Annotated in this window: 11 protein-coding genes; 9 read left to right on the forward strand and 2 right to left on the reverse strand. The window is 64.8% G+C overall.

Translation table 11 applies throughout. The features are described 5' to 3' along the window. Positions 1-31: 31 nt before the first annotated feature. Positions 32-2227 (reverse strand): DNA translocase FtsK, encoded by a 2196-nt coding sequence (locus AB1451_16455; protein MEW6684488.1) that lies wholly within the window; start codon positions 2225-2227, stop codon positions 32-34. A gap of 337 nt (positions 2228-2564) precedes the next feature. Beyond that, a complete protein-coding gene (locus tag AB1451_16460; GenBank protein MEW6684489.1) occupies positions 2565-2807 on the reverse strand; it encodes a hypothetical protein in 243 nt (80 codons plus the stop codon). A 262-nt stretch (positions 2808-3069) separates the two neighbouring features. Here AB1451_16460 and AB1451_16465 point away from each other — a divergent pair, with 262 nt between their 5' ends. From AB1451_16465 to AB1451_16505, 9 genes are all read left to right on the forward strand, one after another. Continuing rightward, on the forward strand, positions 3070-3768 hold the full coding sequence (locus AB1451_16465; GenBank protein ID MEW6684490.1) for a S24 family peptidase: 699 nt from the start codon (positions 3070-3072) through the stop codon (positions 3766-3768). 282 nt (positions 3769-4050) lie between these two features. Then, positions 4051-4851, forward strand: coding sequence for a cytochrome c3 family protein (locus AB1451_16470; protein MEW6684491.1), 801 nt, complete (start codon positions 4051-4053; stop codon positions 4849-4851). Positions 4852-5078: 227 nt separating this feature from the next. Further along, a complete protein-coding gene (locus tag AB1451_16475) occupies positions 5079-6080 on the forward strand; it encodes a 6-bladed beta-propeller (protein ID MEW6684492.1) in 1002 nt (333 codons plus the stop codon). Between the two features lie 63 nt (positions 6081-6143). Further along, a complete protein-coding gene (locus AB1451_16480; protein ID MEW6684493.1) occupies positions 6144-7211 on the forward strand; it encodes a hypothetical protein in 1068 nt (355 codons plus the stop codon). 140 nt (positions 7212-7351) lie between these two features. Beyond that, positions 7352-8290 (forward strand): peptidylprolyl isomerase, encoded by a 939-nt coding sequence (locus AB1451_16485; protein MEW6684494.1) that lies wholly within the window; start codon positions 7352-7354, stop codon positions 8288-8290. 70 nt (positions 8291-8360) lie between these two features. Further along, entirely contained in the window at positions 8361-10160 is a 1800-nt protein-coding gene (locus AB1451_16490) for a hypothetical protein (GenBank protein MEW6684495.1), read from the forward strand. Between the two features lie 38 nt (positions 10161-10198). Next, the gene (locus AB1451_16495; protein ID MEW6684496.1) at positions 10199-11350 is read left to right on the forward strand and encodes a 6-bladed beta-propeller; all 1152 of its coding nucleotides are present in this window, start codon (positions 10199-10201) and stop codon (positions 11348-11350) included. An 88-nt stretch (positions 11351-11438) separates the two neighbouring features. Further along, positions 11439-14738 carry a cytochrome c3 family protein gene (locus tag AB1451_16500; GenBank protein ID MEW6684497.1) on the forward strand — a complete coding sequence of 1100 codons (3300 nt, stop codon included), beginning with the start codon at positions 11439-11441 and terminating at the stop codon, positions 14736-14738. A gap of 33 nt (positions 14739-14771) precedes the next feature. Beyond that, positions 14772-15554, forward strand: a complete 783-nt coding sequence (locus AB1451_16505; protein ID MEW6684498.1) for an SUMF1/EgtB/PvdO family nonheme iron enzyme — start codon at positions 14772-14774, stop codon at positions 15552-15554. Positions 15555-15614 lie beyond the last annotated feature (60 nt).

The raw sequence follows: 15614 nt of genomic DNA on the forward strand, positions 1-15614 counted from the left end.
CATGCCAGCGCCAGGAGCCGGCCGGGCCGGATCACGCCTCGGCCTCTCCGGGAACGGCCCGGCGCACCAACACTTCGCGCGGCTTCCCGCCGCTGGCGGGACCGATGATCTGGTCCTCTTCCATCATCTCGATCATCCGCGCCGCGCGGGGATACCCGACGCGCAGACGCCGCTGAATGAAGGAGGCCGAAGCTTGTCCCGTGGTGGCCACCAGGTCGATCGCCTTCTCGTACAGGTCGTCGCGTTCAGGGTCTTCGCCTCCCCGCATGCCCGAGGCGTCGGCCTCTTCGAGGTTCCACTCGTATTGGGGCGAGGCCTGCTCTTTGATAAACGCGACCGTCGCGGCGATCTCCGTGTCCGAGACGAACGCACCGTGGATGCGCGCGATCCGGCCGGTCCCCGGCATCAGATACAGCATATCCCCGCGGCCCAGGAGTTGCTCGGCCCCGTTCGCGTCCAGGATCGTGCGCGAGTCGGTCTTCGACGACACTTGGAACGACATCCGGGCCGGAAAGTTGGCTTTGATCACGCCGGTGAGCACGTCCACCGACGGCCGCTGCGTGGCGAGGATCAGGTGGATCCCGGCCGCGCGCGCCATCTGCGCGAGCCGCATGATGGAGTCTTCCACCTCCCGCGCGGCGACGAGCATGAGATCCGCGAGTTCGTCGATGATGACCACGATGTAGGGAAGCCGCTCGGGCAGCGGTGTGGCTGGGGATGGTTCGTCGCCGGTCGCCTTGCGGTCGCCCCCCGCGGCCGGCGGCGGGGCCGACTCGATCTGTTTATTGTAGCCATCGATGTTGCGCACGCCCGACTCGGCCAGCAGCCGATATCGTCGCTGCATCTCGGCCACCACCCGCTTGAGCGCCAAGGCCGCGTCCTTGGGTTGGGTCACTACCGGCGCGAGCAGGTGCGGGATGGCGTCGTAGGCGGACAGCTCGAGCATCTTGGGATCGACCATCAGCATCCGCACGTCGCGCGGGCTCGCGGCGGCCAGCAGACTGAGGATCATGGTGTTGAGGGCCACGCTCTTTCCGGACCCGGTGGCGCCCGCTACCAGCAGGTGCGGCATGCCCGCGAGGTCGGCCACCACCGGCTGGCCCACGGTGTCCTTGCCCAGCGCCAGCGGCAGCCGGCCCGGGGTGTCCAAGAACTCGGTCGAGGAGAGAATCTCCTTCAGCGCCACCATCTCGCGCGCTTGGTTGGGAATCTCTATTCCGATCGCGGATTTGCCGGGAAGCGGGGTGACGATCCGCACGCTCGGCGCCTTCATCGCCAGCGCGAGGTCGTCGGCCAGGTTCAACACCTTGCTCACCTTGACGCCCGGCTCCAGTTCCACCTCGTACATGGTGATGACCGGTCCGGGATGAACCTCGGTCACGGTGCCCTCGACGCCGAAATCCAACAGCTTCTTCTCCAGGAGCCGCGAACTCATCACCAACTCGTCCTTCCCGACTTTCCGCGAAGACGAGGGCGCGTCGGCTAAGAGCGACAAGGGCGGCAGTTGGTAGTTGGCGTGCCCCCGCATGAACGCCAGGCTTTCTTGGCGCTGCGGTGGTACGGGCGGCTCCGGCGCTTCCGCGATCCGCGGGGGGGGCGGCGCAGGCGCGTCGGCCCGACGCGTCACCGGCGCGATGTGTTTGCGGCGCGTGCGTCCGCGGCGGATCACCAAGAGGCGGGCCGCGCGCGCAACGAATCCTGAAAGAGTATCCCTGGCGCGGTCCGCCGCCTCCCGCAGCGACAACGGCGTGAGAATCAGGAGCGAGAGGATCCCCAGCGCGGTCACCACGATGAGCGTGCCCCACCAGGCGAACGCCCCCAGCAGGAGACTCGATGCAGCGTCACCCAACGCGCCACCCCCGTAAATGCCCCCTTCCGGCAGGTACAGCTCGGTCAGCGTGGAGACGAACAGTACGAGCAGGGCGCCGCCGCCGGTCCCGCCCCACGTCCAGAGCGCGCGTTTACGCACCATCCCGTGCCAAGCAGCGAACGCCACAAACACGGGCAACAGGTAAGCCCCCGCCCCCAACAATTGAAACAGGCCTTCCGACAGGTTGGCGCCGACGCGGCCGGCAAGGTTGTGGACCGGGGTGCGGGAAGTAGAGAAGAGCGACGGGTCTCCCGAGGCGTGCGACAGAAGGCTGACGGCGAGAAACAACGACGCCATCGCCGCGGTCACCCCCAAGACTTCCTGGACCCGTTCGCGAGACATCCCGGCGACAGGCATGGGACCGCAGTATAGCAAAGCGCCTTGCGCGGTTTCAACGAAGTCAGGGAGCCTGTCCAGAAAGGGTCATCTGCGGCGTTGCCGCTCTTTTGGTTCCACGGCCGCCTCACCGTCTCGGCGGCGCTCGTGGCTTGGCGCCACTTCTTCGTGGCGCCACTCGCCTCACGTACGCACTTAGTACGCTGCGCTCCCGTGCTCGCGGCGCCTTGCGACCCACCCTCGGAAGTGGGAACGCCGGAAGTCCCCGAAGGGGGCATCTGACGCCTTCCTGAACAGGCTCCGCTGTCCGCGGATTCGGACCTACGAAGCAACGCTGCAGATGGACTTTTTCAGCGGCCTAGAAGCGGCGGAGCGCGCGGGCGCAGCGGCCCACCACCAGCACCAAGGCGCGCCGGACGCGCCGCCACCAGGCCGCGAGGCGGGCGCGGCCGAAGGGGCGCGGCGGGCGCCCGGCGCTATAGGCGTTCCACTCCCGTTCCAGGCGCACGCGGCAGGATAGACACATTCCGTGTGTGGGCGTGGGATCGCCCCCGTCCGAACGGTCCAGTTGCACGCGACACCACGAGCAAATCCGTACCATCGCCGCTCCCGAACTCTCCCAGCACGATGCGGATGCGTCGCTCTCGGCAGGAGCTACGATTGACCGCTCCCCGGAATTTCCCTACAATGCGCGTCGCGCGAAGATGAGCGAGGCAGGGGCTCGCCCCCCTGCCTCGCGAAGGCGGCCGTGCCACAGCTCCCCGTTTTCGACACCATCGCCATGGACATGGCGCGCCCTTGTTGTTGGCGCTTGCCGAATCCGGTATCGCGCGCGAGTATATTCTCTATAGAGAATCTTGTCAATGACGAGATTCTCTAAAGAAAACACCTTCTCCCGCGCCGCCATCGGGCGGCGCGTTCGCGAAATTCGGGGGACACTCGCCTCCCAGGCTTTTGCGGCGCGCCTCGGCGTGTCGCCCGGCTTCGTGAATGAAATTGAACACGGGCGCAAGAAGCCGTCCGCGGAGATGCTGTTCGCACTGGAAGCCGAGTTCGGGGTGGACGCCAATTGGGTGCTGCGCGGCGGCGACGGCTCCCAAGGCGCGGCGGAGGCCGCGCCCCGCTACGGGACGGGCATCGGGTCCGAACCCCGTCGGGGGAACCTCCCGATCCCCGTCTATCGGCAGGACGCGGAAGGCCGCGCCCTCCACGCGGAGCCGACCGAACTGCGCCTGCCCCTGGAGTACTCGGGACGAGAGGTGATTGCCGTTGCCCTCGCGGACGACAGCATGGCCCCGACCGCGGCCGCCGGATCCCTGGTGGGGGTCGATCGCGGACGAACACGGGTAGCTGACGGGGACCCGGCCCTGGTCGAACTCGGCGGCACCGCGTCCCCGAGGACCCTGGTCCGGCGAGTCTATCGGACCCGAGCCGGTATCCGCCTCCGAGCCGACAACGACTTGGTCGCTGAAACCGTTGTGCCGGCGCGCCGCCTCCGGATCTTGGGCAAAGTCGTGTGGGTGCTTCGGCGGACCGCGCACGAGCCGCCGCCATCGCCTTGACCCAGACCTCCGCGACTTCTAATAAACAGGTAGCCCACGGAGCCCGAATTGGCGCCATTTTCGAGAACGTCACCGTTTCGATTTACGCTTGACTTCGCCTTCGCCCTCCCCTATAGTTGACCCGCTTTTTGCCGTGAAATATCAATGAGGTGGCGCTCGCAGAGGGAATTTTTCCCTTTGCCCGTGGTCTTAGTAAGGAAGCGTCTGAGGCGTCCTACCCTCTGCACGGGAGAGGTCTGCATTGTTCGGGGTTCGCTCCGCCCGGCGAGTGGGGTGTATTGAATGATTCGCCCGCGTCGAATAGCCGCGGTGGCGACCGTGGCGATCGCCCTGGCGTCCTTGGCGGTCACCGCGCTGGGGAACTCGATCAAGGGCTCCCGGCATGACCTGTCATTTCTGAACATGCGCGGATACGGGGTGGAAACTGGTCCCATGACCGGGGCGACCTTCAACGACTACAAGGAAGTCTGCGTGTACTGCCACACGCCCCACAACGCGGACGGCGCGGCTCCGCTCTGGAACCGCGAACTGCCTGAGCCAAGCGGGTATCAGATGTACGCGTCGCCCAATTTCGACTCCCGGGCGGATACCCCCGACGGGATCTCTCTCGCCTGTTTGTCCTGCCACGACGGCACGGTCGCGGTGGATGCGGTTCGCAACAAGCCGAAATACCATGCCATCGTGGACGCGGGCACGCACTACAAGATGGACCTGGAGGGGACGCCCGGCAGCGATAGCTGCGGCAAGTGTCACAATCGCCAGGAAGGCGCGTACGGCGGCATCGGCCGTGCGCACGACGCCTCGATCCGGTATCTGACGCAGGATCTGCGCGACGACCACCCGTTTTCCATCCCGTTTCCGTCCTACGCGCTGGACCCGGGGTTCAACCAGCCGACCACGCTCAAACCCGACGGCGGTCGGATGTTCCCCAACGGCATCCAGACGTTTGCCGGCGACAAGGTCCAGTGCGCGTCCTGCCACGACCCGCACGACCCGGACGAGCGCAACGAAGAGGGGCGTGATCCGTTCCTGAGGACCTCGAACCGCGAGAGTGCGCTATGTCTCACGTGCCACGCCAAGTGAAGGCTGGTCCGCCGATAACGGGCGGCTGCTGCGTTGGCGCATCGGCCGCGCGTCCTCACGTACGAACCAGTACGCTCCGGCGCGCGGCCTCACGCCGCCTTGCATCCGCCTCGTTCTTGGCGGCCAGCCGTTCGGTTTTTGGCTTTCTCGCCCACTCGCCCACTCTCCCCCTCTCCCTGTCGGTCTTGTTACTCATAGCCGGCTGCGCGTCGGCGCCGAAGAACGACATGGACCTGGTCTGGCCCCTGCCGCCGGAGACGCCGCGGATCAAGTTCATCAAAAGCATCTCGTCCTCCGGCGATGTGCAGCCGCCGTCGTTCGCGCAGCGAATCAAGACTACCGTGATCGGGGACGACCCGGTCGCGTCGCTGGGCAAGCCGTACGCCGTGCACGTGGACCGCACGGGACGCATTCTGGTCGCGGACTCGGCGTGGCGCAAAGTTCTGGTGTTCGACGAGCCGGGCCACGACTTCTTCATCGTGGGGATCGACGGCCCCGGGGCGCTGATCAACCCCCGCGGCGTGACCACCGACGCGCAAGGCCGCATCTACGTCACCGACACGTCGCAGAACCGCGTGGTCGTCTACGACGACAAGGGCGGGTTTCAACTCGCCATGGGGTTGCGGGGGCAACTCGATAAACCCGTGGGGATTGCAGTCAACGACGCGCTCAAGCGCGTGTATGTGGTCAGCACGGGCAGCACTGCCACCCAGACTCATAAGGTCACGGTGTTCGACGCGGCGAGCGGCAACGTGCTGTTCGAGTTCGGGGGCCGAGGGGTTGAAGACGGACAGTTCAACTTCCCCACCAATGCCGTGGTCGATGCGTCGGGGAAGGTCCATGTGATGGACTCATTCAACTTTCGCGTCCAGACGTTTGACGCCGACGGCAAGTTTCTTTCCAAGTTCGGCGGCATCGGCACCGGGTTCGGGCAGTTCTCCAAACCCAAGGGGATCGGCGTGGACAGCGAAGGCCACATCTACGTGAGCGACGCGGCCTTCAATAACGTTCAGATCTTCGACCCGGAAGGCCGGCTCCTGTTGTTTTTCGGCGAGCTCGGCAGCCGGCGCGGGCAGTTCTGGCTCCCGGCCGGTCTCGCCGTCGACGCGCAGGATCGAATTTACGTCGCCGATCAGTACAACCAGCGGATCAACATTTACCAGTACCTGCCCGAGGGGGCGCACACGGGTAGTGCGTCCAGCGGGCCGGACACAGCCTCGACGAATTGAGCAGCAGGGGATGCGGACGCCCAAGACGTTGAATCACAATTTCAACCAAAGAAGGAGGGCGGTATGAACGCCGTTCGGGTCGGATGGTTCGCGTTGTTGGGAGTGGTGGTGGCTGCGGGGGCGTGGTGGGTCACCAATGCGTGGGGAGCTCATTGCGGCGGCACCACCGGAAAGAGCTGCACGGAGAACATCCGCGAGACCAAACATAACCTTGCCGCCAACACCGACATCCTGTCGTCAGGCACCACCGAGGTCTGCGTGTTTTGCCACACGCCCCACGGCGGCAGCACCAACGTGGCCGGCGGGGGTGCGCCGTTATGGAACCGAGCCCTGCCGCTGGGAACGGACGTCGGTAGCGGTTCCGGACAGTTCCAAGTGTACGACTCGCCCAATTTCGACAACCAACTGGGGGCTGAACTCCCTGGTCCGAAGGGAGTCTCTCTGGCATGCCTGTCGTGCCATGACGGAACGATTGCTTTGGACGCGCTGATCAATGCACCGGGCTCCGGAGGGTTCAACGCCGCGAACCGGAGTTCCGTCAGCGGCACCTCGACGGGCGCCCGGCTCGATGGGATCTCGTTCACCGGCCCTGGCGTCGATCCTGCAACGGAGTCTCTCAATGAGGGCCTCCGTCCCAGCACGACGACAGGTGGTGGATTCGCCGGTGGTCTGAACGACTTCGTCGGAGGTCCCGGTATGGAACCTTTCCCGAACCTAACCCGCGACCTGAGGGACGACCACCCGATCTCGGTACGGATGCCGCCGGCCAACGTGGACCCGCAGTTCGCCGACGCCATCACGAACTCGCCGACTACGACCGGTAACATTCGTCCGATGCAACGGTTGGGCGCCACGTTGCCGCCGGACAAACGCGACCAGATTCGGCTCTACAATAGCGGCATCAGTTCTGGGACCACGGTATCGGTCGACTGGGTCGAATGCGCCTCATGCCACAACCCCCACACCCCAAGGACGACATTTCTCCGGCTACCAAGCCTCCCAAATGATCCGAACCTTGCCGTCACGAATCCGGCAGACGGCGACGTGACTCCAGTGGTCGGCGCGACGCGCAACCTCAACCACGAGCCGAATCAAGGGAGCTTGATCTGCCTCACCTGTCACGAAAAGTGACCGGCCCACCGGCGCTCGCAGCCTCGGTGGGCCGGTGGCTCCCCAATCCGCAGGAATTCGCCCAGGCTTCAGCCTGGGCGAAACCGCTTTTGGGCAGGCCGTCGGTCGCGACGAGGGTACGTGCGGGGCTGATTGTGGCGATGGCCGTCATCGCAACACCGCGAATGGGATATCCCGCCGAGGGCACCGTGGTCGCGCGGGTCAACGGCGTGCCCATCACCTTGGCGCAGGTCAACCGGGCGGTGGACGACCGCCTGCCTCGGATCACGGGACACGGGTCGATCTCCGATGCTCGACGTGAGGTCCTGCGATCGCAAGTCACCCAGGACTTGATCCAGGAAGAATTGATGGTGCAGGAAGCCGAGCGGCAGAAGCTCTCCGTGCCCTCGGCCAGGGTCGACGACGAGATGGCAAAGATCCGGAAGCGGTTCTCGGATCAGGCGCAGTACCAGCTCGCGCTGTCCCGCGCCGGGCTCTCCGAGTCCGAGGTTCGCCGCGAAGTCGAACGTCACCTGCTCGTAAAGGCCGTGGCGCAGAAGGAAGTCACTGCCAAGGTTGTGGTCACCGAGGCGTCGATGCGCGCGCACTACGACGCTGATCCGTCGAGGTTCGTGGTCCCTGAGCAGGTCCGCTACCGACAGATATTGATTGCCGTTGACCCCGGCGGAAGCCCGGCGCAGTGGGACGCCGCCAAACGGCGCGCCGCGGAACTGGGCAACCTCAGCCGACGCGGACGGAGTTTTTCGGAACTGGCCGCCATGCATTCGGACGACCGGACAACACGGGAAACTGGTGGTGACATGGGCTGGGTACATCGCGGGCGCCTCGACCACGACCAGGACGAGGCGCTGTTCGCCCTCGCGCCCGGCGAGGTCAGCGCGCCCGTTCGCACGTTATACGGCTACGCGATCTACCAGGTAGAGGCCAAGAAGGCTAGCCGCGCACTGACATGGAACGAGGTCAACAAGGCCAGGCTCTCCGATGAGCTGCAGCGCGTAGAGGCCGAGAAGCGACGCGCCGAGTGGCTGGAGGACCTTAGACGCCGCGCGGTAGTGGAAGTCTTGTCACCCGAGCCGTGAAACGTTCCGCATGACCGGGTGGGACTCGGGCGCGGGAGGAGCGAGCCGTCAACCTCTTATGGCGAGGCGCGTGGCAGGCCTCGTCGCGCTGGGGACACTTGTGCTGGGCTTCGCACCAGCCCACGCCCGCGGGCTCAATCTGCACGGTGTGCTGGAGATCACCTCACGGTGGTCGCGTTTTGATCAGCGCGTTTTGGGGACGGCCCTCACACCCACTGTCAACACCGGTCTCCTACAACACTATCAGCTCGGCAGCACCGGAGAGATTTACCACCCCAACCTGGGAAGTTACACTGCCAGCGTGTCGCTGACCGACGACGTAGGGAGGCTGGACGGCGACGAGTCTCAGGATCTGGCGGTCAAAGACTTTTACTTCAGCATGAACTTCCTTCCGAGAATCACGCCTGTGTCGTTTTACGCGCAGCGGATCATCCAGGACAACGACGCGGTGCGGCCGGACCAGTTCGGCACGGTATCCACCAATTCGACGTACAACCTAACGTGGGACATCCCCATGCAGCGGACGCTCCCGCGGTTTCGCGTCAACTTGTGGCAGACGGAACTCGACGTCGACTCCACCCTGACCTCGTCGTTCCAGCGCACCCGTTCCGCCGCGCTTGATGCGGATGGACGCACGGGGAATACCCGGTACGTCGCTCGCTATCAAATCACTCAGTTGGCCGGCCTGGGACAGGAAACGAACGGCTACACCATCACCGGCTCCGCTGACACGCAGTTCACCCCCGCGCTCTCCGGGGCGGCGCGGGCCAACTACTCGTCGAGCGTGTCCACGCTCGGTGTCGTCACGCCCGGCTTGGGCACACTGCTGCAACGCAGTGCCGGCGCCAGCGTATTTTACCGGCCCAGCCTGAACACCACGGCCAGCGGCACATACGACTATTATCGCGATCCGTTCATCCGTCACCTGGCGGTGGCAAGCGCCACGCTCAGACCCTTGCAGGAGCTGGATGTGTCCGGCGGGTATCGGCTCTCGCGTTTCGACGTGCCAGACGCGCTTACCACGTCGCACTACGCGTACGCATCCGCGAACTACCGACCGATTCTGGGATTGTCCACCAATCTCACCGCGTCGGTGGGTTACACCGACATCAGCGGTCTGTCCAGCGTGACAAGCAACTATCAAAACTATGGCTACGGAGCGAACTACCTCAAGACGCTGACGCTCGTGGTGTACCGCCTGGGGTATCAGGGTGGCTACGGCCACAACAAGCTCAGCACTCCCACTGGCTCGTCCACCAACCTCACCAATGTGTTCACGGCCGGGCTCAGCAACACGCAGACGCGTCTGGTCTCCGTGTCCGGAGACTACGCGCTATCGCTCGTACACAGTCGAACCGTGGGAGCCGAAGCCGCAGATCAAACCGACCATCGGTTTCAGGTGACGGCGAGCAGCAACGCCCCGCACAGCCTTTTCCTCCCCGGAGATTTCTTGGTCCTCACCGGACTCACGTCGTACACGTTGTCGCAGTACCGTGATTTCTCGAACCACGTGTTCGTGCTGAGCACGACCGACACCTACGAGACCGGTCGTGGTATCGCGGCAACGGTCGGGTATACATACGAACAGCAGTCGCAGCTCGCGTACGATTACAAGAACACGAGCTTTATCCAGGTCAGGTGGCTGTCGTATATTGTGCGGAACGGCGCGCTGGATCTCACCGCCAAACAAGCGTGGGAACGATATGCGGGGAACCAGCCGGACGTAACGCGATCGGAAGGAGGCGCGTTGTTCACATACTACCTGGGCCGGATCTCGTTGAGCGCCGACTATCGCATCCTGTACGAAACGCGGCCCGATGATCGGCAGCTGAGTCAGAGCGCGTTCTTCAAGGCCGCGCGACCGTTCTGATGAAAGACGACGAGGCGACGGGGCGAATGGGTGACTGGGTGAAAAGGCGGACGGCTGTTGCCCTTCTCCCCCGTTCACCCCGTCTCCCCGTCACCCTGTCGGTGTTATTACTGACCGCTGCCTGCGCGGGGACGCCGCCCGCGCCCACCGCGCCCACGGTAGCGCGGGTGTGGCCGCTGCCGCCCGATCCGCCGCGCATCGCGTACGAGCGAAATCTCACGCAAGCCGAGATCAAGAAGCCCAAGGGGTTTTTCGCCCGCTTGCTGGCCCGTATCATCGGCGAAGGCGAAATCGAGCCGGCCCGCATGATCCGGCCGTTCGCGCTCTTCACGGACGACCGCGGCACCTTGTTCGTCACGGACATGGGGCTCCAGGTGGTGCACCGATTCGCCCCCGATGGTACGTATGGACAACTCTTTCGCCTCAACAGCGGCCGGCGGCTGCTGTCGCCCACCGGCGTCACCGCGGATCGCGAAGGGGTCGTCTACGTCGCGGACTCCCAGCTCAATCGCGTGCTGGTGTTCGATCAGGCGGGCGCATATCAACGCGAGTTCCTTGCAGACGGCGACGTGGTCCGTCTCACGGGCGTCGCGTACCACCGAGGTCGCGACGCGCTGTACCTCAGCGACGCGGGCGGTCACAGAGTCTTGATCTACGGACGCGACGGCCACAAACTCGGCGAATTCGGCACCCGCGGGCCCGCGAACGGTCAGTTCAACTTTCCCACGCACCTCGCCGTGGACGAAAGCGGGCGACTCTACGTCACCGACGCGATGAACTTTCGCATCCAGGTCCTCGATCCCGACGGCGCCTGGGTGCGATCGATCGGTCAATTGGGATCGACGCTCGGCAGCTTCAGCAAACCGAAAGGCGTCGGCCTGGATCGACACGGCAACGTGTACGTGGTGGACGGCTTATACGACACGGTGCAGATTTTCAACCCCGACGGCGAGTTGCTGCTGAACTTCGGCGACGCGGGAACCAAAGAAGGCGCGTTCTGGTTGCCGACCGGCGTGGCCGTGGACCGGCAGGATCGGATCTACGTGGCCGACACGTACAACGCCCGGGTTCAGGTCTTTCGATTGCTGGACGCATCGATCGAACCGGGCGAACCGGAGAATCAGGGAACCGGCGATGGGGTGACCGGAGAAACATCGAGCGGGAGAAGTGGAGAGGGGGAGAACCGGTGAACGGTCGGAAGAACGGAATCATTGCTCTTGCGCCGATTCGCCGGTTCCCGGGCTCACCGGCTGGTGTTTCAAAAGACAGGAGAGTGGCATGAGGAACCAGGGACGGCATCGGTCTCACGTTCTGTACGCGGCCGCGTTGGGAGCGGCGCTTCTCGCGTGGTCGCACCTCGCAGGCGCGCAACCGCCTCCCCCGCCGCCTCCACCGCCCACCCAGCAGGTGCTGGAAGACATCACCAACACCAAACACAACCTCTCGTCGGTGGATCCGCAACAGTTGCTCTCCTCGGGCGTGCTCCCGCGTCCCGGATCTGCGCGCGACGCGGAGGCGGCACCCGGGACCACCACCGAAATTTGTGTGTTCTGTCACACCCCACACGGCGCCAGCGCCACCGGCGGGGCGTTCCGAGCGCCTATTTGGAACCGGAATCTGGACTATCAAGCGACCCGAACGTACCAGCTCTACGATCAAGTCTGGAGTTTCTCGTTCGAAGGCACGCTGAACGATGCGGCGGGCCAACGGCCCACCGGGTATTCGCGCCTGTGCCTGTCCTGCCACGACGGTACCGTGGCCCTGGGCAACGTCATCAACGCCCCGGGGTCTGGCGGGTACCTGGGAACCGTCACCATGACCGGTAATCTCGGCCCCGGAGCAACGATCCCCCCGGGCAGCGGCGACCTGACCGGCGACACGCGGCGGCTGGGACTGGACCTGCGCAACGACCATCCGATCTCGTTTAAGTTCGATCAAGCCCTAGTCGTTCAGGACCAGGAACTGGTGAATCCCGGCCCCGCGCTGCAGTCCCCCTCCAAGGTCGGCGACACCACGCCCCTGTCACCGCTGCGACGCTACCCGGGCAACGATCCCACCACCTACGATACGGTGCAGTGCACGTCGTGCCACAACCCGCACCAGGTCAACTACCCGAAGTTCCTGCGCGCGAACTGGTTCCACATGGAAACCAACAACCCCGATCCCACGAAAAACCACCCGACCGAACAGATTCTCTGCATGTTCTGCCACGACAAGCCGCGCTGGATCGACAGCACGCACGCAATTTCGACCGCCATCCGCAGCCAGTACCCGCTGGTCAACAACGACCCCTCGAATATCAACTCGGGATACGACTTCGACGGCAGCCACACCGTGTCGGAACTGGCCTGCCGCAACTGTCACGACCCGCACACGGCCCAGGGCGCCAAGCGCCTGCACCGTGAGGGCGTCAACGCGCAGGGAACCGATGGCATCGAGGGCACCTGCTACCTCTGCCACGCCCCCAACACCGCGCCGACCGCGCCGGGCACGCTGATCGCCGGCGACCCCACATCGAGCGCCAGTCCGCGCTTCGTGACCGGCACCGGCCGGGCCGCGCCCGACGTGTACAGCGAATTTTCAAAAGATAGCGGTAGCACCAATTGTGCCGAGTTTCCGAAGTGCGGTAGCGCGATGAGTCTCCAGTTCGACCAGGGCCACGAGCCCGTGTTCGTGGCGCGCTCCCAGGAAGGTGTCGAGCTCAAGAGTCTGGCTGCGCCCGCCGGCAACGAGTTCTCGCCGGGCACGGGTACTCCAGACACCGCGCATATCGAATGCGTGGACTGCCACAACCCGCACCAGGTCGTCCGCGACAACCGGCTGCGGGGCATCAAGGGCATCACGTTCGCCGGTCAAGTCATCGAGACCACGACGGGGAACCTCAACCGGCCGTATGTGTACGAGGTGTGCTTCCGCTGCCACGGCAACAGCTACACGGAGATCTTCAACGGCGACCGGTTTCCCCAGGACACCGACTATCGCTCGAACCCCCTGGCACCGGTCAGCAACGCGAAGTTCAGCTTGAAGGGGTTTTCCAACAAACGGCTCGAATTTTCGACCTACGGAAACTTTGGGCAAGAGAGGGCGGGGGGAACCGACGCCAGTTATGTCAATCTCACTGACCCGCCGCCTTGGGGAACGGACCCGGTCACCGGGGCCACAAGGTATGTCGGTCCGGGGGTTCACAAAGGGTTCCATCCCGTGGTCGCCGGAGGCCGCAACGGGACAGACGCGCTGAAGAAGCAGCTTGAGTTCTGGAGCGGCGGCCGCCGGCCGCAGGACATCACCATCCAGTGCACCGACTGTCACAACAGCGACTACTACAATGCGTATCGGACCGGAGCCTACTCGGCCACCGGCCCTGATACCTTTACCTCCAGGGATCAGGCCCAGGCCTCAGCGTTTCGGGGCCCCATCACCGAAAGCAACGCAGTGCGGCCGGGCGATGTAACAAACCCTGGCATCGCGCAGGACTACGATGGCGAGCGCAGCCAGCACCCGATTGGACCGCACGGGTCAAAGTACATCCGCATCCTGCGTGCGCCCTACAATACGGATGTTGCAGACCCAGCGAGGAATTTCCGGACGGACGGGTTCAATACGACGCTCTTCCCCGGCTTTCCCGGTCAGACGAGCCACTGGGACAACTTCTTGTTGTGCTTCCAGTGCCACGACCGACAGGCCTTCGACCCCACGCTCCCGACGGCCGATCCGCAGGACCCGCAGTGGACCAACTTCTTCGGAGTGCCGATCAGCCCCGCCGATGGCCCAGGCCGCATCGTCGGCAACCCACAGTTGAGTTGGGAGTCGAATCTTCATATGTACCATTTGCAGCGAACTGGCGCCCTGTGCCACGAGTGCCACTACAACGTCCACAGCAACGTGGAAGCCAAGAATACAATCTTCGGGGATGGAACCGGCTGCATCGGCGGCACGCCCCAGTGCCTGGCCGGTCTCCCCCCGGATGACGAAGACGGGGTGATCGATGGGATCAGCGATACGCACCTGATCAATTTCGCCCCTCCAGGTCCGAGTCTCTATTCGGGCGAAAGATCATGCGACGATTCCGGCATCTCCTCTGCGGAAGATGTGCCCTGCACGACTGCATATGCGCCGAATATCCTTCAGAACCCCAATCCCGGGGCCACCGGCGTGAACGATCCTACGGTGGCTAAACCGGACGTGTTCGAAGGGGTTGAGGGTGTCACCGCGGCGTTTCCCGTGTGGTACTACACCACGACCGTGTCAAACAACGAAGTTCCGGCCCAGCCGGCGTTCGGCGTCTTCCGATGCAACCTGCGCTGCCACGGCGTGGTCATGTCCACGTGCTACTACATGGGAAACGCGAATCGGAATTTGGACAAAGACATGAACGTGTTCGGAACCCTTCAAAGCGATACCTGGTGCGCGGGCGGGCAACAGCAGATTGCGCCGATTAGCGTGGGCTCGGCCCCGCGGGAAATCCAGAAGTTGCTGGCCGAGTTCGGGCGCAACCTGACGCCCGGGCGCCTCGCCGAGGAAACCCGACGCGCGGTGCAGGTGGCGACCCAGAAACCGGCACACCGTGGCCAACCGTGACGCCGCGCGTACTGATACGTGGATAGGGGGTGGGTGGCGGTGGCCGTGGCTGTTGCCGCCGCGGCGGCGGTGGCTCTGTCCATGGAACACGGGCCCGGCGAACCGCCTGAGGGGATGGTGCTGATTCCCGGGGGCACGTTCATGATGGGCAGCCGCGGCGACGAGGGCAAGGTCGGATTCGAGGTGGGCGTGGACGAGATGCCCCAACACCCGGTTCGTCTGCGCCCGTTCTTCCTGGATCGCTACGAGGTCACCAACGCGCAGTATCAGCGCTTCATCGAAGCCACTGGACGCCCGGTGCCGGCCGACGAGAAAGACCCCGAGTATTACACCTGGGTCGATGGGCAGCCTCCGGCCGGGCAAGAAGATTACCCGGTGTGTTACGTGGCGTGGGCCGACGCGGACGCCTACTGCAAGTGGGTAGGCAAGCGCTTGCCCACCGAAGCCGAGTGGGAACGCGCCGCGCGAGGCGACGACAACCGGATCTGGCCCTGGGGCAACTCGTTTGATCCGGCGCGGTGTAATGTCATGGAAAGCGGTCTGCGCTGGGCCACGCCGGTGGGCAGCTTCCCCGACGGCGCCAGCCCCTTCGGCGTGATGGATCTGTGCGGCAACGTGGCGGAGTGGACCGCGTCCTGGTACGCGCCGTATCCCGGCAGCACGCTGCAGCGCGCCGCGTTCGGCAAACAGATGCGGGTCGCGCGCGGCGGCGCGTGGGTGCTCACCGCCGAACCCTGGTCGCGTTCCACCAACCGCAACCTGGCCCAGCCGCCGGGTTTGAAACATCGCACCGTGGGGTTCCGGTGCGCGAAGTGATGGACGGGGCGACGGGGAGACGGGGCGACGGGGCGAGGGGGCGAAAGGGCGAAGGACATC

It is taken from the genome of Nitrospirota bacterium (genome assembly GCA_040757335.1).
Classification (GTDB): Bacteria; Nitrospirota; Nitrospiria; order 2-01-FULL-66-17; family 2-01-FULL-66-17; genus JBFLXB01.

What these genes read in the sequence shown, in the direction of transcription:
- AB1451_16475 (MEW6684492.1), top strand. Translation starts at nt 5,079, where the DNA reads ATGGACCTGGTCTGGCCCCTGCCGCCGGAGACGCCGCGGATCAAGTTC.
- AB1451_16465 (MEW6684490.1), top strand. Translation starts at nt 3,070, where the DNA reads ATGACGAGATTCTCTAAAGAAAACACCTTCTCCCGCGCCGCCATCGGG.
- AB1451_16500 (MEW6684497.1), top strand. Translation starts at nt 11,439, where the DNA reads ATGAGGAACCAGGGACGGCATCGGTCTCACGTTCTGTACGCGGCCGCG.
- AB1451_16460 (MEW6684489.1), bottom strand. Translation starts at nt 2,807, where the DNA reads ATGGTACGGATTTGCTCGTGGTGTCGCGTGCAACTGGACCGTTCGGAC.
- AB1451_16480 (MEW6684493.1), top strand. Translation starts at nt 6,144, where the DNA reads ATGAACGCCGTTCGGGTCGGATGGTTCGCGTTGTTGGGAGTGGTGGTG.
- AB1451_16455 (MEW6684488.1), bottom strand. Translation starts at nt 2,227, where the DNA reads ATGCCTGTCGCCGGGATGTCTCGCGAACGGGTCCAGGAAGTCTTGGGG.
- AB1451_16470 (MEW6684491.1), top strand. Translation starts at nt 4,051, where the DNA reads ATGATTCGCCCGCGTCGAATAGCCGCGGTGGCGACCGTGGCGATCGCC.
- AB1451_16485 (MEW6684494.1), top strand. Translation starts at nt 7,352, where the DNA reads ATGGCCGTCATCGCAACACCGCGAATGGGATATCCCGCCGAGGGCACC.